General features: G+C 72.0%; 14 protein-coding genes. 8 read left to right on the plus strand and 6 right to left on the minus strand.

The window, feature by feature from the left end:
* The first annotated feature begins 2 nt into the window (after positions 1–2).
* Together ABC766_RS15185 and ABC766_RS15190 are read left to right on the plus strand one after the other, a co-directional pair.
* Complete coding sequence (locus tag ABC766_RS15185) at positions 3–1,895, plus strand: sensor histidine kinase (RefSeq protein WP_043379122.1); 1,893 nt, start codon at positions 3–5, stop codon at positions 1,893–1,895.
* Positions 1,896–1,922: 27 nt separating this feature from the next.
* A complete protein-coding gene (locus tag ABC766_RS15190) occupies positions 1,923–2,639 on the plus strand; it encodes a peptidoglycan-binding domain-containing protein (RefSeq protein ID WP_043355396.1) in 717 nt (238 codons plus the stop codon).
* A 72-nt stretch (positions 2,640–2,711) separates the two neighbouring features.
* On the opposite strand, the gene ABC766_RS15195 is transcribed toward ABC766_RS15190, so the two are convergent.
* On the minus strand, positions 2,712–3,002 hold the full coding sequence (locus ABC766_RS15195) for a hypothetical protein (protein WP_043355394.1): 291 nt from the start codon (positions 3,000–3,002) through the stop codon (positions 2,712–2,714).
* Between the two features lie 318 nt (positions 3,003–3,320).
* Between ABC766_RS15195 and ABC766_RS15200 the strand changes: the two genes are divergently transcribed.
* Entirely contained in the window at positions 3,321–3,659 is a 339-nt protein-coding gene (locus tag ABC766_RS15200) for a DUF1491 family protein (protein ID WP_043355392.1), read from the plus strand.
* 364 nt (positions 3,660–4,023) lie between these two features.
* On the opposite strand, the gene ABC766_RS15205 is transcribed toward ABC766_RS15200, so the two are convergent.
* The 5 genes from ABC766_RS15205 to ABC766_RS15225 form a co-directional block, all read right to left on the minus strand.
* The gene (locus ABC766_RS15205) at positions 4,024–5,073 is read right to left on the minus strand and encodes a ketopantoate reductase family protein (RefSeq protein ID WP_043355391.1); all 1,050 of its coding nucleotides are present in this window, start codon (positions 5,071–5,073) and stop codon (positions 4,024–4,026) included.
* 182 nt (positions 5,074–5,255) lie between these two features.
* Entirely contained in the window at positions 5,256–6,239 is a 984-nt protein-coding gene (gene dgcA / locus ABC766_RS15210; RefSeq protein ID WP_043759890.1) for an N-acetyl-D-Glu racemase DgcA, read from the minus strand.
* Between the two features lies 1 nt (position 6,240).
* Entirely contained in the window at positions 6,241–7,254 is a 1,014-nt protein-coding gene (gene dgcN, locus ABC766_RS15215; protein ID WP_043355388.1) for an N-acetyltransferase DgcN, read from the minus strand.
* A 318-nt stretch (positions 7,255–7,572) separates the two neighbouring features.
* Positions 7,573–8,124, minus strand: coding sequence for an N-acetyltransferase (locus tag ABC766_RS15220; RefSeq protein WP_345822599.1), 552 nt, complete (start codon positions 8,122–8,124; stop codon positions 7,573–7,575).
* 252 nt (positions 8,125–8,376) lie between these two features.
* Positions 8,377–9,543, minus strand: a complete 1,167-nt coding sequence (locus ABC766_RS15225; protein WP_043355385.1) for a type III PLP-dependent enzyme — start codon at positions 9,541–9,543, stop codon at positions 8,377–8,379.
* A 733-nt stretch (positions 9,544–10,276) separates the two neighbouring features.
* On the opposite strand from ABC766_RS15225, the gene ABC766_RS15230 reads away from it, so the two are divergent.
* The 5 genes from ABC766_RS15230 to glcF all read left to right on the plus strand — a co-directional run bounded on the left by ABC766_RS15230 (position 10,277) and on the right by glcF (position 17,781).
* Positions 10,277–10,783, plus strand: a complete 507-nt coding sequence (locus ABC766_RS15230; protein WP_043355384.1) for a GNAT family N-acetyltransferase — start codon at positions 10,277–10,279, stop codon at positions 10,781–10,783.
* Between the two features lie 516 nt (positions 10,784–11,299).
* Entirely contained in the window at positions 11,300–13,399 is a 2,100-nt protein-coding gene (locus ABC766_RS15235; RefSeq protein WP_342142282.1) for a methyl-accepting chemotaxis protein, read from the plus strand.
* A gap of 124 nt (positions 13,400–13,523) precedes the next feature.
* Complete coding sequence (locus ABC766_RS15240; protein WP_342142281.1) at positions 13,524–15,026, plus strand: lipopolysaccharide biosynthesis protein; 1,503 nt, start codon at positions 13,524–13,526, stop codon at positions 15,024–15,026.
* Positions 15,027–15,116: 90 nt separating this feature from the next.
* Complete coding sequence (locus ABC766_RS15245) at positions 15,117–16,304, plus strand: FAD-binding protein (protein ID WP_342142280.1); 1,188 nt, start codon at positions 15,117–15,119, stop codon at positions 16,302–16,304.
* A gap of 148 nt (positions 16,305–16,452) precedes the next feature.
* Positions 16,453–17,781 carry a glycolate oxidase subunit GlcF gene (glcF, locus tag ABC766_RS15250; RefSeq protein ID WP_345822600.1) on the plus strand — a complete coding sequence of 443 codons (1,329 nt, stop codon included), beginning with the start codon at positions 16,453–16,455 and terminating at the stop codon, positions 17,779–17,781.
* The last annotated feature ends 426 nt before the right edge of the window (positions 17,782–18,207 follow it).

Raw genomic sequence — 18,207 nt, forward strand, 5'->3', positions numbered from 1 at the left:
GCGTGCCAACCTTGACCATTAAGACTGTCCTGACGTCGTTGATCGACGACCGGCTCGCGGGTCTCGTCCACGAATCCGTGGCCGACAATGCGCCGGCCCGTGCGCGCCACCAGCGCTTCCTGGTGTCGCGGCTGGCGACCGGCGCCGTCATGATGGTCGGTCTGCCGCCCTATCTGCTCTGGCGCGGGGTGCCGTCCGGCTTCGAGGTCCTGGCGATCGCGAGCCTGCTGCTGCCGGTCTTCGCCGCCGTCCTGCTCGCCCGCACCGGGTCCCTCTGGATCGCCCACGCGGTCTCCTCGGCGGGCCTGACCGGCCTCGTCGTCGCCCTGGCGGGCGTCACCGGCGGCGCCACCTCGCCCGCCGCGGTCTGGCTGGTGGCGATCCCCCTCGAGGCGCTGGTCTCAGGCTCGCTCCGCGCGACGATCGCGGCCTCCGTCATGGCGGTTCTCGGCGTGCTGACCGTGGTGGCCCTCGGCGCCTGGGCCGGCGCCCTGCCGGTCATGGACATCTCGGCAGGGATCGCGCTCCCGGCCTTCGCGATCACCGCGATCGGCCATGTCGCCGCCCAGGCTCTGGAGCACATGCGCAACGAAGGCGTCTGGCGCGAGCGGCTGCGCGACAACGAGGCCCGCGACCGGCTGCTCCTCTCGGCGATCGACGATCTCGTGACCTGGCACGACCGCAACGGCCGCGTGCTGGAAGCCTCGGTCTCGGCCACGCGGCTGCTCGGCAGCGACCCGGCCCGGCTGCGCGGCCATGGGCTGCTGGAGCGGGTCCATGTCGCCGACCGGCCGGCCTTCCTCAAGGCGGTGAGCGACGTGGCGGCGACCGGGCGGCCCGCGACCCTGCCCCTGCGCCTGCACGTCGAGGCCGAGGCCGGCCGGCCCGACGGCGCGAGCCTGATCCACGCCGAGATGCGCGCCCATCGGATCGAGCACGGGCCGCACGAGGCCGCCATGGCGGTGGTGGCGGTCACCCGCGACATGACCGAGCACCACCGGCATGCCGTGGAGCTGGAGCGCGCCCGCGCCGAGGCCGAACGCGCCGACGCGATCAAGGGCCGGTTCCTGGCCAACGTGACCCACGAGCTGCGCACGCCGCTCAATGCGATCATCGGCTTCTCCGAGGTCCTGGCGGGCCAAGGCGCCGTCAGCCTCGGCCCGGACCAGGCGCGGGAATATGCCGGCATTATCGGCGCCTCCGGCCACCATCTGCTCGGCGTGGTCAACACGCTGCTCGACATGAGCCGGATCCAGAGCGGCAACTTCGACTGCGCCCCCGAATGCTTCGACATCGCGGGCCTGCTTCGGGCCTGCTGCGACCTGATGCGCCTGAAGGCCGACGCCGCCGGCATCGTCCTCACCGTCGCCCCGTCGGGCCCGGTGGAGATCACCGCCGATCCCGCCGCCTGCCGGCAGGTTCTGATCAATCTCATCTCGAACGCCGTGAAGTTCACCCCGCGCGGCGGCCGGGTCGACCTGTCCCTGCGCCGCGGCGCGGGCAGCCTGGACATCGTCGTGGCCGATACCGGCGTCGGCATCGGTACGGACGACCTGCCCAAGCTCGGGACCCCGTTCTTCCAGGCGGGCAGCGGCGGCTACAAGCGCCAGCACGAGGGGACCGGCCTCGGACTCTCGGTGGTGCAGGGTCTGGTCGGCTTGCACGGCGGCGCCCTGCTGATCGAGAGCGCCCCGCAGGCCGGGACCGTCGTGACCGTAACCCTGCCCCTCGTCTGCCCGGCTCCGGCGGCCGACCATGGGCCGGCCCCGATCCGCACCGCCGTGCGGGGCGCCCCGGTGTCGCGCCGCGTGGTGCGCCTGCCGCTCGGCCTGTTCGACGCGGAGCCGAGCGCCGCCTCGGTCCCGGCCGACCCGGTCCTGCGCCGCACCGCCTGATCGGCAGATCCCCCGGAAGGAGACATGATGTCAGGCTACCGCGAGATCACCGTACCGGGCGAACCCAGCCGCGCACGCCGTCCCGCGCCGCGCCGCGCCGCCGTCCAGGGCGACTGGCGTGCCGTCCTCGTCGGCGCACTGAAGGCGACGGGCGCCACCTGCCGGACCAGCCCGGGCACCGTTCTCGGCAGCCTCGCGGCCCTCTGCGCGGCGGGCTTCGTCTGCGTCAACGCCCTCGGCTACCAGACCGGGCGCCATCCGGCGCCGATCCTGCCCAAGCTCGCCCAGAAGGCGCCTGCCGCGCGCGAGGCGGCCCCGGCCGCCAAGGAGCCCGTCCGGGAGGCGGCCCGGGATCCGGTGCGCGTCATCGATCCCGAACGCGTCGCCGCGCCGGCGCCCGCCAAGCCGGCGGCCCGGGACGCGATCGGCGAGCTGATCCGATCCGATGAGACCACCGCCTCGGTCACCCCGAAGGCGTCGCCGGTCCGCCCGGCCGCGAAGCCGGCTCCGAAGGAGACGAAGGACGCCGCCAAGACCGCCAAGCCCGAGAAGGACGGTGATCCGGTGATGCGGGCCCAGAAGGCGCTGTCGAAGCTCGGCTACGCGGTGAAGCCCGACGGCGCGATGGGCCCGGGCACGCGGGCGGCGATCGAGAAGTTCGAGCGCAGCGCCAAGCTGCCGGTCACCGGCGAGGCGACGGGCCGGACCCTGCGCGAGCTGATGGCCCGGGCCGGCCACGGTTAGCGAGACAGGGCGGCACCCCCGCCGCGCTTGCGGCGCGGGTGCCGATCGGCGTGAGAGCGGGGAGCCCGGCCCTCAGTATTGCGTGCCGGTGAACCGGCAGATCGTCTTGCAGCGTGGACCGCCATTGGCCTGCCAGGACTTCGCGTGTCCGATCGATCCGGTCATGTCCTGCGTGGGATTACCCCCAGGCCGATGCACGACGATGTTGCAGCGATCCTGCGGCGTCCGCTGGTAGCGCGGGCAGGATGCGGAATCGCGGTTGCCCAGTAAATCCATGAGCGTCTCCGGACGGGCGTGGGCCGACGGCACAACACCGCACAGGCCGGCGACGATCAGCGCCGCAAGCGAGGTCATTCTCCACATCGGAGTGCTCCTTAAATCATCGTGAGATGCAAATTCGGGCGCCCTTTGCTCAGATAATCAGCAAACAATACTATAGATGTGCGTTGTCGCACATCGGTCAATTCTATTTTAATCCCGATAAATACTCGATTTTCTGAAGGAATATTCCGCCACCTGAACCGTTACCAAGAAGCCGGGCCGTGCACCGGCGGTTGCCCGGACCGGCGCTTTCGCGCATGGCGGAGGACGCGCCACCCGGCGCTCGCAGGGTTCCGGATCCGGCTGATCCGCCGGGACACAGGCCCCGCGGCGAACGGATCCTCACAGGGCTACAGACGCATGCGCCTGCGCTCCGATTTCTGGGTTTCGGCCCATCTGCGGCGTCTGGATGTCGCCGGCATCCCGGCCGTGCTGCGGCGGCGCGGGTCCGCGGAGGCGGGTGCGATCTTCGTGAAGGTCGACCGGCTCGACGGCAGCGCCGACCTCTACGGACCGGCGCCGCAGGCCCTGTTCGAGGCCGAGGAGAGCGGCGACCGCCGTTTCGCCGGGATCGTCACCGGCGGCAGCCCGCTCGACGTGGAGGAGCGCCTGACAAAGGAGATCCGGTTCGATTCCGATCTCTGGATCATCGAGATCGACGACCGCCAGGGGCGGCATTTCCTGGACTTGGCGGAGTGATGGAGGGCCGCGACCGGTCGGGCTGCGCCTGACTGAGGGCCGTCCCACACATCGCCCGCATCCTGAGGTGCTGCGCAGCGGCCTCGAAGGAGCCCTCCGGGGATCGCGCGGCTGGCTGGAGCTTTCCTTCGAGGCCTCCGCTGCGCTCCGGCCCCTCAGGATGAGGGGAGGGCCGGAAGGACCGAAGGCCAGAACGCCGTGTCCCGTGACGCGACGCGCTCCGGGGGGAGCGGCTCCAGCGCCCGCTCGCCGTCGTTGCGAGCGCAGCGAAGCAATCCAGCGACGCCACGGCCGCCGATGTCGCGCGACCTGAATCGCTTCGCTGCGCCCGTAATACCGGGGCGGAGCGAAGCGACGGCGCCCGTCAGCCCTCGATGATGCGCTCGTCGAGCTTGCGGTCGACGGTCTCGACGGTGCGGTCGATCTCGGCGTTCGGATCACCGAGCTGGTGCGAGATCAGCTTCACCAGCAGGTCGACGCGCTCGATGTAGGGCGCACCGTTGGCCACCGCGCGCGCCGCCGAGGACGGCTTCAGCAGGCTCTCGGCCGCCTTGGCGTATTTCTCGAACGGCACCTGATCGGCCGGATCGGCGCCGAGCTTCCGGGCGATCCCGTCGACATGGTCGTAGATCGCCCGCGAGCGCGCGAGGTCGCCGTGGACGGCGTCGTGGATCGATTGCGGCGCGCCCGGGGTGATGCACCGGTAATTGCCGGTGAGCAGCATCGACCACTTGGCCAGCGGCACGAACAGCGAGTCGAACACCTTCAGCTTCACCGGCACGTCGTGCCCGTCGAGGCGCACGGCATCGATGTCGGCCTCCAGCTCGCGGAGAAGCGTGTTGTGCGCCTCGTCGGCGAAGGTCGCGGCCTTGAAGTTGGTCGGCAGGCCGACATGGAGGACGTTGGCCTCCTCCTCCGGCGGCCGGAAGGCCTGCGGGTCGGGGGAGCAGAGCGACACCAGCCCCGGCTCGAACCGGTCCCAGACGCCGGCATTGGTGTAGGCATCCTCAAGATCCATGGCGGCGAGCGCCGGGATCCGCTTGAGGTAGGGCAGCGGCGGCATGTTCATGATCGACAGGCACGGCAGCTTCGCCGCCGCGATCTTGATCATCAGGACGCGGATCGTGTGGTTGTTGTACTGCGGCTCCTGCATGGCGAGGCCGACGAGGTCGTAGCGCGACACGTCGACGTCTTCCGGCGGCATGGCGTCGACCTTGCCGGGCAGGTCGCGCGAGTGGATCGCGCGGTGCTCCTTCTCGTCGCGGAGCTTGATGCGGACCTCGGTGCCCTCGCGGTTGATCAGGTCGGCGGTCTTCCTGCGGCAGACCAGGGTCACGTTGTGACCGGCCATCAGGAGCTTGGTCCCCAGGAGCGAGCCGTAGGAGGCCCCCAGGATCAGGATGTTTCTGGCCACGTCGTTCCTCCCCAGCATTGAAGACTGCTGTTGTGTTGTCTGGCTGCGGGGAACAGCGCGTCCACGCCACGGCCCCATCGCACCGCCGATGGATGGCAGCCGGGCGGGCGGAACGCAAGCCTTCTGGTATACCTAATCCCAAACCCGTTGTGACGCCCCGCCGGTGACAGGCGAGGCGAATCCTATCCCCACAGCTCCGGCGTGGGCGGGTGCATCAGGCTGCCGTCGTAGCGGAGCGGCGGGTCGCGGTCGCGGGCGAGCAGCAGCGGCCCGTCGAGATCGACGAAGTCGGCCCCCTCGGCGAGGAGCGCCGCCGGCGCCATGCCCAGCGAGGTGCCGAGCATGCAGCCGACCATGATCGCGAGCCCCCTCCCCTTCGCCTCGCGGGCGAGCAGCACCGCCTCGGTCAGGCCGCCGGTCTTGTCGAGCTTGATGTTGATCGCATCGTAGCGCCCGGCGAGCGCGTCGAGGCCGGCACGGTCGTGCAGGCTCTCGTCGGCGCAGACCGGCACCGGATGCGCGATCTCGGCGAGCAGGGCATCGGCGTCGGCCGGCAGCGGCTGCTCGATCAGCGCGACGCCGGCCTTCAGGCAGGCGGCGAGGTTGGCCTCGATGGTCTCGGGCCGCCACGCCTCGTTGGCGTCGACGATCAGCCGGGAATCGGGCGCGCCGGCCCGGACGGCGGCGATGCGCTCCGGATCCCCTACCCCGCCGAGCTTGACCTTGAGCAAAGGCCGGTGGGCCGCCTTGCGGGCGGCCTCTTCCATGCTCTCCGGCGTGCCGAGGCTCAGCGTGTAGGCGGTGATGACCGGCTGCGGCGCCGGCAGACCGGCGATCGCCCAGGCGGGGCGGCCCTGGAGCTTCGCCTCGAGGTCGAACAGCGCGCAGTCCAGGGCGTTGCGCGCCGCTCCCGCTTTCATGCGGGTCATCAGCGCATCGCGCCCGATCCCGGCCGCGATCGCCTCCGCCTGCCCTTCGATCAGCGCGCTGACGCTCTCGACGCTCTCGCCGTAGCGCGGATAGGGCACGCACTCGCCGCGCCCGACCGTGTCGCCGTCCGTGAGCGTCGCCACCACGACGGCGATCTCGGTGCGGCTGCCGCGGGAGATCGTGAAGGCGCCGGCGATCGGGAAGCGCTCGACGGCGAGGCTCAGGCGACGGGCCATGTCAGATCTCCGGAAACTCGGCGACGATCCGGTCGACCAGCCCGTCGACGCCGAAGCGCACCGGGTCGGTGGCGGGCAGGTCGTGCTCGGACGCGAGCGTCTCGAGGAGCGCCCGTGCCTCGCCCTCGGCAAGCGCCTGGGTGTTGACCGCGATGCCCACCGGCCTGATCGCCGGGTTGGTCAGGCTGCCGAGCTGGACGGTCAGGTCGATCACCTGGCGGATGGTGGGGAGCGGGTGCTTCACGCCGCGCATCGTGGTGCGGGTCGGCTCGTGGCAGACCACGAAGGCGTCGGCCTGGGCGCCGTGCAGCAGGCCGAGGCTCACCCCCGCGAAGGACGGGTGGTAGAGCGAGCCCTGGCCCTCGATCAGGTCCCAATGGTTGGAGGCCGCCTCCGGCGAGATCGTCTCGACGGCGCCGGAGATGAAGTCGGCCACCACGGCGTCGATGGCGACGCCCCGGCCGGAGATGAACACGCCGGTCTGGCCGGTGGCGCAGAAATCGGCGTCGAGGCCGCGCTCGCGCATGCCGCGCTCCAGGGCGAGCACGGTGTACTTCTTGCCGACGGAGCAGTCGGTGCCGACGGTGAGCAGGCGCCGGCCCGACCGCTTGGTGCCCTTGCCGGTGGGGAAGCGCTCGTCGGTGTGGCGGACGTCGTGGAGCTGGCGGTTACGCCGCGCGGCGGCCTCCGCGATGGCCGGAATCGTACCGAGCTTGACGTGCAGGCCGCTCGCCACGTCGAGCCCGGCCTCGATCGCCGCGACGATCTCCTTGACCCAGTGATCCGGCAGCACGCCGCCGGCATTGACGACGCCGATCACAAGGGTCCGGCAGCCCTTCGCCAGGGCCTCGGGCAGGGTCATGTCGGGGATGCCGAGATCGGCGGCGCAGCCCGGCAGGCGCATCTGGCCGACGCACCATTCGGGGCGCCAGTCCTTGATCCCGTAGGCGGTCTTGGCCGCCAGCGTATCGGGCACGTCGCCCAGGAACATCAGGTAGGGCGTGGCGATCTGCATCGGTCGAGCAACCTTCTCCGGGAGGCCGGCGGACCGTCTATGCGGGATCGCGGGCGCCGGGCGCAATGCACGAGACCGGCCAAGCGGGTGGACGCGGCCGCCGTCGCGGGCATGACCGGGTTGCGCCATCCGGAAGGGACGCCCCTCCGACCCTCTCCGCAACCCGAGGCGCCGCAGCGCAGGGAGGCCGCGAAGGAGGCCTCCAGGGCTCGCGCGGCTGGCTCGAGGGCTCCTTCGAGGCCCGCTCACGTGGGCACCCTGGGATGAAATCGCGTTGGGGAAAGCCGATCTCACCCCTGCGGCGCGTGGTGTCCCCGTTCAGGCGGCGCGTCGTCGCGCCACCCCCGCCTCGTTGGCCACCGCGCCCACCGGCGACAGCGCGCCGGTCGCCCGGACCATCCCCTCGACGCCCGCCAGAGCGCCCGCGCGCAGCTCGAGACCGAGGAAGCGCTCGCGCTCGAACGGCCCCGGCAGGGTCAGGCCCTCCGCGAGCGCCCGGTCGAAGCCGAAGCGGGCATAGTAGGGCGCGTCGCCGACCAGCAGCACGGCGCCGTGGCCGAGGGCCTCCGCCCGGCCGAGGGCCGCCTGCATCATCACCGAGCCGAGCCCCTGCCCCTGGATCGCCGGATCGACGGCGAGCGGGCCGAGCAGCAGCGCCGGGCGGGCGGGCCCGGCCTCGACGTGCCACAGCCGCAGAGTGCCGACGAGGCGGCCGCCCCGAATCGCCGCGAAGGCGAGTCCGCGGGCCGGCCGACGGCCTTCGCGCAGGCGCTCCGAGGTCTTGGCATGGCGGTTGCCGGGAAAGCACGCGTCGAGCAGGCGCTCGCGCGCCGGGACGTCGTGGACATGCTCCGCGCGGATCTCGATCATGGCTGTGCCCTCCCCGGGCCGGCAAGCGGGAGAAGCGGTGGGTTCCGACCGAGGACCGGGTGCCCTCGGTCGGTGCGGCGGTGGATGTCTGTGTCCGGCCAGGTCGCCCGCACCGTCATCACGAGCGAAGCGAAGTGACCCAGGGCTGCGCGACCTCAATCGGCGTGGCGCCACTGGATTGCTTCGCTCCGCTCGCAAAGACGACCATGTCTCTGCGGCCTCAACCGGAACCCGTCTTGATCCTAAGAAGAGTCAGATGACGATCTGCTGAAGGGGCGGGAAGCCGTTGAAGGCCACCGCCGCGTAGGTGGTGGTGTAGGCGCCCGCACCCTCGATCAGCACCTTGTCGCCGATCGAGAGCGAGACCGGCAGCGGATAGAGCTGCCGCTCGTAGAGCACGTCCACCGAGTCGCAGGTCGGCCCGGCGATGACGCAGGGCTCGGTCGCGTCGCCGTCCCGGGCGGTGCGGATCGGGTAGCGGATCGCCTCGTCCATGGTCTCGGCCAGACCGCCGAACTTGCCGATGTCGAGGTAGACCCACCGGACCTCGTCGGCGTCCGCGGACTTCTTCGACACGAGCACGACCTCGGCCTCGATCAGGCCGGCATTGCCGACCATGCCGCGGCCCGGCTCGATGATCGTCTCGGGGATCTGGTTGCCGAAATGCTTGGTCAGGCCCCGGAAGATCGCCTCGCCGTAGCTCTCCACGCCCGGCACCGCCTTGAGGTACTTGGTCGGGAAGCCGCCGCCGAGATTGACCATCGACAGGCCGATCCCGCGCTCCGCGCACTCGCGGAAGATCGCCGCCGCGGAGCCGAGCGCCCCGTCCCAGGCCTCGGTGTTGCCCTGCTGCGAGCCGACATGGAACGAGATGCCGTAGGCCTCCAGCCCCTGGCGATGGGCGTGCTCCAGCACGTCCGCGGCCATCTCGGGCACGCAGCCGAACTTGCGCGAGAGCGGCCAGTCGGCGCCCGCGCCGTCGCACAGGATGCGGCAGAACACCCGGATCTCGCCGGTCGGCACGTCCGTGGCCACGGCGGCCCGGGCGATCTTCTCGACCTCGGCCTGGCAGTCGACCGCGAACAGGCGGATGCCGAGCTTCAGGGCGCGGCCGATGCAGCGCTCCTTCTTGATCGTGTTGCCGAAGGAGATCCGGTCGGCGGTGGCGCCGGCGGCCAGCACCATCTCCATCTCGGCGACGGAGGCGGTGTCGAAGCACGAGCCCATCTCGGCGAGCAGCCGCAGCACCTCGGGGGCCGGGTTCGCCTTCACGGCGTAGAACACGCGGGTGTCCGGCAGGGAGCGCGCGAAGGCGGTGTAGTTGTCACGCACGACGTCGAGATCGAGGACCATCACGGGGCCCTCGTCCTGACCGAGGTCGCGGCGCACGCGCAGGAAGTCACGGATGCGGTCGGTCATAGTCGTCTCCCGGCACGGGTTCGCGAGCGCCCTACGCGGGGCGCGCTGTCGAAGATGACGGCCAGGACTGGCCGTCGGCGTCAGGGGGCGATGCGTCGCGCGGACCCACGCGCTTTGGAGACGCGTGCGTCAGTGCGGGCGCAGAGCACCCGGAAGCTGCCGTGGATTGGAAGGGATGACCCCCACCGCACGCCGGGCAAAGAGAAACAAGCCTCTTCGGTGCCGGCCTGTGGAGGGCCGACGAGACCAAAAAAGCCCGTTCGTCGTTGCTTTAAGCTGCGTCCCCCGTGGAGAGCGGGGTTCGCCGGTTTCGCCTCCGGCTGCCGGTTGTTGTCGGGGTCCGGTGTCGCCACCTGGATGCCGGCCGTAGGGATCCACCCTTGCGACCATCGATCCTTTAAGACCCCTGGCGGCTGTCCGGCAGTTGACCGGATGCCCACCAACCGACACGCGGCCACAGGCACGTGCGAAATTGGGCACGGCGCATATACGGAGACAGGCCCGGCCCGGCAAGGGGAAGATGCCCCGGACCGCCCGCTTTTCCGCCCGGAATCCACACCCCGTGCGGCCCGTTGCAAAAACGACGCAGCCCGACCGGGCCGAAGGCACCGTGCGGGCTTCCCAAGCGGGGCGGAAGCGGGCATCTGACCGGAGCGGGCAGAACACGCAGGTAAGCAAGCGATGGCCGGGCCGACCAGATCCACCGCGACGGCGCGGGCGTGAGCGCCCCCCTGTGAGCGCTCCCTTGCGCAACCCGGTCGGCGACGGGCTCCCCGAGCCGACGATCCGGACCGCCACGCTCGCCGATCTCGACGCCCTGGTCGCCCTGGAGCACGCCGCCTTCGCCACAGACCGGGCGGAGCGCCGGGCGATCCGCCACGCGATCCTGTCGCCCACCATGGACGTGCTGGCGGCGCTGATCGACGCGCCGGATGCGGACCCGACGCCGGTCCTCGTCGGCGCCGCGGTGCTGGAGCGGCGGCGCAGCAGCCGGATCGCCCGGCTGGCCTCGATCGCGGTGGCGCCGAATCGCGGCGGCCTCGGCCTCGGCGGCCGACTCCTCGACGCTGCGGAGGCGCAGGCCCGCAGCCAGGGCTGCGACCGGCTCCGGCTGGAGGTGCGCGCCGACAACGGCGCCGGCATCCGCCTCTACGAGCGCCGGGGCTATACCCGCTTCGCCGTGCGGCCGGACTATTACGAGGACGGGATGGAAGCCTGGCGCTACGAGCGCGGGCTGTAGGCGTCGCGCAGGGCTGCCGCCGATACGCGGGCCGCCTGCGGGCCGGCAGCCATCACGTTGACATCCGGATGCGATCGAAGCCGTCCCCTCCCGCGGCCCTGTTCGTCATCACGAGGGGACGCGGCGGCCCGACGGGCAGGACGCCGAGCAGGACGCCGAGCAGGCGAGCGCCGCCCGGGACTGCTTCGCCGCACGCTCCCGCAGGGCGCCGGCAGGCCGGCCGCGCTCGGCCTCGGGCCGTTCGCGGATGCGACCGCAGGGCGCCAGATCCGCCTCGCGCCGTTCCACCGCGGGGAGCAGCCCCGCCGCGCCGCCCAGGCCACGCTGATTTCAGCGCTTATAAATTCGGTACAACCCCCGTAAATTGACTCGCCTCTCAATCAAATTCGCGTTCTATTATAAAATCTGAATGAAAATATCCTTATAAAATCGCAATTATACAACACATCATCCGCCGATTGCCTGACGAAACCTAACGTTTTAAGACAAAGCATCGCAGACCTTGAGACTTTACCCATGACTCGCTGGCTGGGGCGCTTCTCGATCCGGACGTTGCTGTCCCTGGTGATCGTCATCATGGCCTGCATGGCGCTGGCCAACGCCGTCAGGACACTCGTCGACGAGCGGGCGCAGGCGATGGGTGCGGTCAGGGCGGTGACCTTGACGCAGGCGAGCCAGGGACTCCTCCGGACCATCCTGCCGCTGCGGCTGGAGCGCGGATCGACCCTCGCCCTCGGGGGTGAGGCGCCCGCGGACGCGAAGACCCTGTCGACCATCGCGGGCAGCCGGCAGGCGCTGATCGAGAATTACCGCCAGGCTCAGCGCAGCCTGAGCGATCTGGCCGAGCCGGCGGTCAGCGCGACGCTCGATCGCCTGAACGCGGCCCAGGAGGCGATGGCGGCCCTGCGCCCCCGCATCGACGCGGCCCTCAGGCTGCCGAAGGCCCGTCGTGAGCCGGCGCTGCGGGACGCCGCGATGGCCGCCTTCCAGGACCTGCTCGAGGCCCTGACGGCCACGCTGAAGGCGGTCGACGCGGCCATTCCCCGGTCCGATCCCGTCCTGGAGCGCTATCTCGCCCTCAAACAGGCGGCCTGGGACACGCGCGTCGCCAGCGGCAACGTCGCGGTGCGGGTGCAGACCTCCCTGATCGCCGGAACGTCGTGGTCCCTACCCGAGACCGTCGCGGCGGCTGAGGAGCGGACCGAACTTCTGTCCGCGTGGCGGCGCACGACCGAGGCCGCGACCGACGTCTCGGAGACGGTGCGGGCCGCGTTCGAGCGGGCGAAGGCCGACAATTTCGAGGGCGACACCAAGGCCATCGCGCAGGCGGTCTTCGACGCGCTCAGCATGCACACGCCCCCGCGCCACACCTTCGCGGAGCTGCGCGACCGCAACACCGAGAACCAGCGCTCCCTCGTGGCCCTCTGCGACGCGGCCCTCGACGCGATGGTGGCGCGCGCCGAGACTCTCGCCGACGCGGCCCGGACCGACGTCGTGCACAGCGTCGCGGCGCTGCTGGCGGTGATCCTGCTGGTGGCCCTCGGCCTGTGGACCCTGTTCGGCGGCGTGCTGCGCCCGCTCCGGGCGCTGACGGCGACGATGCAGGCGCTGGCGGACGGGGACGCCTCCGCCACGGTCCCGGCGCGCGCCTACCGCAATGAGATCGGCGCGATGGCGCGGGCCGTCCAGGTGTTCAAGGACAACCTGATCCGCAGCCGCCAGCTCGAAGCCGAGGCCGCCGAGGCGCGGCTGGCGGCGGAGGCGCGGCGCCGGTCCGACCTGCGGGCGATGGCCGAGCGCTTCGAGCAGACGGTCGGCGGCATCATCGCTCAGGTCTCGGACTCGGCCACCGCCCTGCAGGGTACGGCCCAGACCATGACGGCCACCGCGACCCAGACCGCGAGCCAGTCCAGCACCGTGGCGGCCGCCGCCGAGGAGGCCGCCGCCAACGTCAACACCGTGGCGGCGGCGGCCGAGGAACTCGGGGCCTCCGTGGAGGAGATCGGCCGGCAGGTCGAGGGATCGACCAAGCTCGCCCAAGGGGCCGTCTCGGAGGCGGGACAGACGGGCACGCTGGTCCGGGACCTGAGCGGCGCGGTCGCGCGGATCGGCGACGTGATCGGGCTGATCGCGGCGATCGCCGGCCAGACCAATCTGCTGGCGCTCAACGCGACGATCGAGGCCGCCCGCGCCGGCGAGGCCGGCCGGGGCTTCGCGGTCGTCGCCAGCGAGGTGAAGGCGCTGGCGGCGCAGACCGCGCGGGCGACCGAGGAGATCGCCGGCCAGATCGCCGGCATCCAGGGCGTGACCGGCCGGGCCGTCACGGCGATCGGCGCGATCACGGGGCGGATCGAGGAGATCAGCGGCGTGGCGAACGCGATCGCCGCGGCGGTGGAGGAGCAGGGATCGGCCACCCGGGAGATCGTCCGGAACGTCGGGCAGGCGGCCGTCGGCACCGGTGCGGTGACCAGCACCATCCTGGGCGTCGCCGGGGCCGCCGAGGAGACCGGCCGGGCCGCCGACGCGGTGCTGGCGGCGGCGTCCGCGCTGTCGCGCCAATCCGAGACGCTCACGGCCGAAGTCACGCGCTTCCTCGACACCGTCCGGGCCGCCTGACCGGACGGTGTCGGAGGCCCCGCGGGTCTCCGCCCCGATCTCGCCCGGTTAGGGGAGTCTTACGGCTCGCGCGCTACAGCGCGGGAACGGGCGGGGCGACCCCGCCGCGCATGAGACGCCGTCCATGGCCGTGATCGCCGCCTTCGTCATCAATGCGGGGCTCAACTTCGTCCTCGGCCTGCTGATCGCCAAGCTTCTGGGGCCGGCCGATTTCGGCCGGTTCGCCCTCGCGACCACCGGCGCCATCGTGCTGAACACGGTGCTGTTCGAGTGGCTGCGCCTCTCGGCGACGCGGTTCTACTCGGGACGGGTGCGCGTCGACGAGCCGTGGATCCGCCACGGGCTCGACCGGGCCTATCTGCGCATCGGCCTGCTGCTTCTGGCCGCCGCCGCCCTGTGCGGGGCCTTCGGCTTCGCCGGCGGCGCCGACGGGCGCGAGGCGGTGCTGTGCGGAACCGGCCTCGCGGCGCTCGGCATCGGCGTGTTCGACTACCACGCGGCCCTCGCCCGGGCCCGGTTCGACGGCAAGCTCTATCTCGGCCTCGTCGCTGTGAAGAACGTCCTGTCCTTCGCCCTGATGGCGGCGGCGGCGTGGTGGCTGCCCCAGCCGGCCTGGGTGCTGGCGGCGGCGGGGCTCAGCCAGCTCCTCGCGGTGCTCCTGCTGCGACACCCCCTGCGCGACCCGCACACGCCCTTCGAACGGCCGCGCCTGTCGGCGACCTGGCGGGTCTTCGCCCGCTACGGCCTGCCGCTCATCGCCGCCAACACCGCCTATCAGTGCCTCGCCTTCGTGAACCGGGGCGCCATCGCCAGCCATGCCGGCTTCGCCGAGGCCGGCTACTTCGCGCTGGCCGCCGACGTCACCGCGCGCGCGATGACGACGCTCGGCACCGCCCTCGACCTGCTCCTGTTCCAGCTCGCCGTGCAGGCGGAGGAGCAGAGCGGCCGCGCCGCCGCCGAGGCGCAGGTCGCCGCCAATGCCGGCACGGTGTTCGCCCTGCTGGCACCCTGCGCGGTCGGTTTCTGGGCGGTGCTGCCGGCCCTCCAGGGACTGGTCGTGCCGGACGCCTATCGCGGGCCGTTCGAGACCTACAGCACCGTGCTGATGCCGGGCCTCTTCTGCCTGTCGATGATGTTCTACGCCCTCAACCCGGTCTTCCAGATCCGCCGCCGGACCCTGCCGGTGGTCGCCGCCGCCCTGGTCGGCCTCGCGGTCAACGGCGCCGGCCTTCTGATCCTGCCGGACCGGATGGGCGGGGTCGGCGTCGCCCTGGCGCAGACCGCCGGGCTCGCCGCCGCGGGATTGTGGCTCGGCTGGCGCGCCCTCACCGGCGCCGAGCGGATCGTGCTGCCCTGGGGGGAGATCGGCGTCGCGGCCCTCGCCTGCGCGGCGATGGGCCTCGCGCTCGCCCCCTTCCGGCACCTGCCGCCCGCCACCGCGCTGGCGGTCCTGGTCCCGGCCGGGACGGCGCTCTACGGGGCGCTGGTCTGGATCTTCGACATCGCCGGCCTGCGCCGTCAGGTCCTGGCGCGTCTGCGTCCCGCGCGGACCCTGGCGGCGGAGCAGGGTTCCAGGCCCCAGGCAGCCGCCTTCGCGGCAGCTCCGCACAGGAAACCCGCCCGCTGAAACCCCGCGACTCCACCTCCGCTTGAATCCGCCGCCGGATCCGGCGACACCCGTCCTGGAATGGATACAAACAGGACCGGGACGGAAACGATGGGCGTGTACGAGCCCGGCACCGAGGCGGAGGCCGGGGAGATCGTGCGGGCGGCCGCCGGGCGCGGCGAGCGCCTGCGGCTCGCGGGCGGCGGCACCGCCGCGGGGCTCGGTCGGCCCGCGCAGGACAGCGCGACGCTCTCCGCGAAGGCGCTGACCGGCGTCACGCTCTACGAACCCGCCGAGATGGTGGTGGCGGCCCGGGCGGGCACGCCGCTGGCCGAGGTCGAGGCGCTGCTCGCCTCCCGGGGCCAGATGCTGCCCTTCGAGCCGATGGACCTGCGCGGCCTCTACGGCAGCTCCGGCGCGCCGACCCTCGGCGCGGTGGCGGCGATCAACAATGCCGGCCCGCGCCGCATCAATGCCGGGGCGGCCCGGGACAGCCTGATCGGCGTGCGCTTCGTCAACGGGCGGGGCGAGGCGATCAAGTCGGGCGGGCGGGTGATGAAGAACGTCACCGGGCTCGACCTCGTGAAGCTGATGGCCGGCGCCCACGGCACGCTGGGCCTGCTCACCGAGGTCACCTTCAAGGTGCTGCCGGCCTGCGAGCGCGTGGCGACCCTCGTCTTCTCCGGGCTGGACGATGCCCGGGCGGTGACGGCCCTTTCGGAGGCCCTCGGCTCGCCCTTCGAACTCACCGGCGCCGCGCATCTGCCGGCGGGGATCGGCGCCCCGGAGGCGCGGACCCTGATGCGCCTCGAAGGCTTTTCCGACTCCATCGACTACCGCACGGGCGAGCTGCGCCGCCTGCTCAAGCGCTACGGCCAGCCCGAGATCGTGGACGGCGAGGCCGGCGCCGCCCTCTGGCGGTCCGTGCGGGACGCCGCGCCCCTGGCCGAGCCCCGGGAGGCCGCCCTCTGGCGGATCTCCACCGCGCCGATCCACGGGCCGGCCCTGGCGGCGGCGGTGGCGGCGGAGCGCGCCGCGCGCTGGTTCTTCGACTGGGGCGGCGGCCTGATCTGGCTCGCCACCGGTGCCGAAGGCGATGCCGGCGCGGATGCGGTGCGCCGGGCCGTGAAGACCCAGGGCGGCCACGCCACGCTGGTCCGCGCCCCCGACGCCGTGCGCGCCGCCGTGCCGGTGTTCCAGCCGCTGGCCGAGCCGCTGATGCGGCTCACCGCCGGTATCAAGGCGGCGCACGATCCCGCCGGGGTGCTCAACCCCGGCCGGATGTACGCGCAGGTTTGAGGTTCATCCCCTCACCCCGCGGGGAGGGGCCAGGAACGGGGTGGCTGAGGACCGGGCGCAACGGTGCCTCCTGCGCCACCCCCACGCGGGATCCGCGATCCCGGAACTCCGCCCCGCAAGGGGGGCGGAGAGCAGGCAGGAAGAGACCGTGCAGACCAATTTTGCCCCCGCCCAGCTCGCCGATCCCGCCATGGCGGCCTCGGAGAAGATCCTGCGGACCTGCGTGCATTGCGGCTTCTGCACTGCGACCTGCCCGACTTACCTGCTGCTCGGCGACGAGCTCGATTCGCCGCGCGGCCGCATCTACCTGATCAAGGACATGCTGGAGGGCGGCAAGCCGGCCTCGCAGGAGGTGGTCAAGCATATCGACCGCTGCCTCTCCTGCCTGTCGTGCATGACCACCTGCCCGTCCGGGGTGCACTACATGCACCTCGTCGACCATGCCCGGGCCCATATCGAGAAGACCTACGCGCGGCCGGCCGGCGACCGGTTCCTGCGGACGCTGCTCGCCCAGGTTCTGCCGTACCCGAACCGGTTCCGCCTCGCCGTCGCCGCCGCCAAGCTCGGAAGCCCGGTCCGCGGGCTGGTGGCGCGGCTGCCGCGGGTCGGCAACCGCCTCGCCGCCATGCTCGACCTGGCGCCCGCCGGGATGCCGCCCCGCGAGCCGACAAACCGGCCGGGCCGATTCCCGCCGACGGGCGGCCCGGCGACCAAGCGCGTCGCCCTGCTGCGCGGCTGCGCCCAGAGCGTGCTGCGGCCGGACTTCAACGCGGCGGCGATCCGGCTGCTCAACCGGCACGGGATCGAGGTGGTGCACGCCAACGAGGGCTGCTGCGGGGCGCTGACCCACCACATGGGCAAGGAGGATTCCGCACACGCCCATGCCAAGCAGACGATCGACGCCTGGGACGCCGAGATCGCCAAGGGCCTCGACGCGATCTTGGTCACGGCGTCCGGATGCGGCACGACCATCAAGGATTACGGCTTCATGTTCCGCGACGACCCGGCCTATGCCGAGAAGGCGCGGCGCGTGTCGTCCTTGGCCAAGGACGTCACCGAGTATCTGGCGTTGCTCGACCTCGCTCCGGTGGCCGAAAACGACCTCGTGGTGGCCTACCACTCCGCCTGCTCGATGCAGCACGGCCAGGGCATCCGGCTGGAGCCGAAGACGCTGCTCAAGCGGGCGGGCTTCACCGTGAAGGACGTGCCCGAGGGCCATATCTGCTGCGGCTCGGCGGGGACCTACAACATCCTGCAGCCGGAGCTGGCTGCGAAGCTGCGCGCCCGCAAGGTCGCCAACATCGAGCGCGTGCGCCCCGACGTGATCGCCACCGGCAACATCGGCTGCGCCACGCAGATCGGGAAGGGCACCGGCATCCCGATCGTCCACACGGTCGAGCTGCTCGACTGGGCGACCGGCGGCCCGAAGCCCGCCGCGCTCGCCGGGGTGGCGCCGCGGATCGCGGCGGCGGAATAGGATCCTCCCGGCCGGATCGCCGCCCCGGCATCGCGCGCGCAAGCACCGGGCCCCGGGGATGCGCTACGACGCAGGACCGCGCGCGCAGGGACGGCGGCTCCGCCCTCGCGCGCCATGACAGCCCCGTGACATCTATTCACGCTTGACCCTTGCCAAATCCGCACAGCGGTCTGTAATGATGAGGACCCCTCTCCGGTCCCGCCGGTCGCCGCAACGGCCCGCGGACGTGACCGAATTCCTTGCGAAAACGGTCGCGGTGTCGCGGCGGGCCGTTTCGGTCCGCCTGACGGCGACGGGTGTCGCCCGTGATCGGGCAGGTGTCACACGACGCGGCGGAGCTTCTCCGCCGCACCCCAGAATTCACGGCCGGTCCCCATCCGGCCGAGATTGTTTCGCGAGGTCGGGACCACGATGGACGGACGCACG

Source organism: Methylobacterium fujisawaense, assembly GCF_039619325.1.
Classification (GTDB): domain Bacteria; phylum Pseudomonadota; class Alphaproteobacteria; order Rhizobiales; family Beijerinckiaceae; genus Methylobacterium; species Methylobacterium fujisawaense.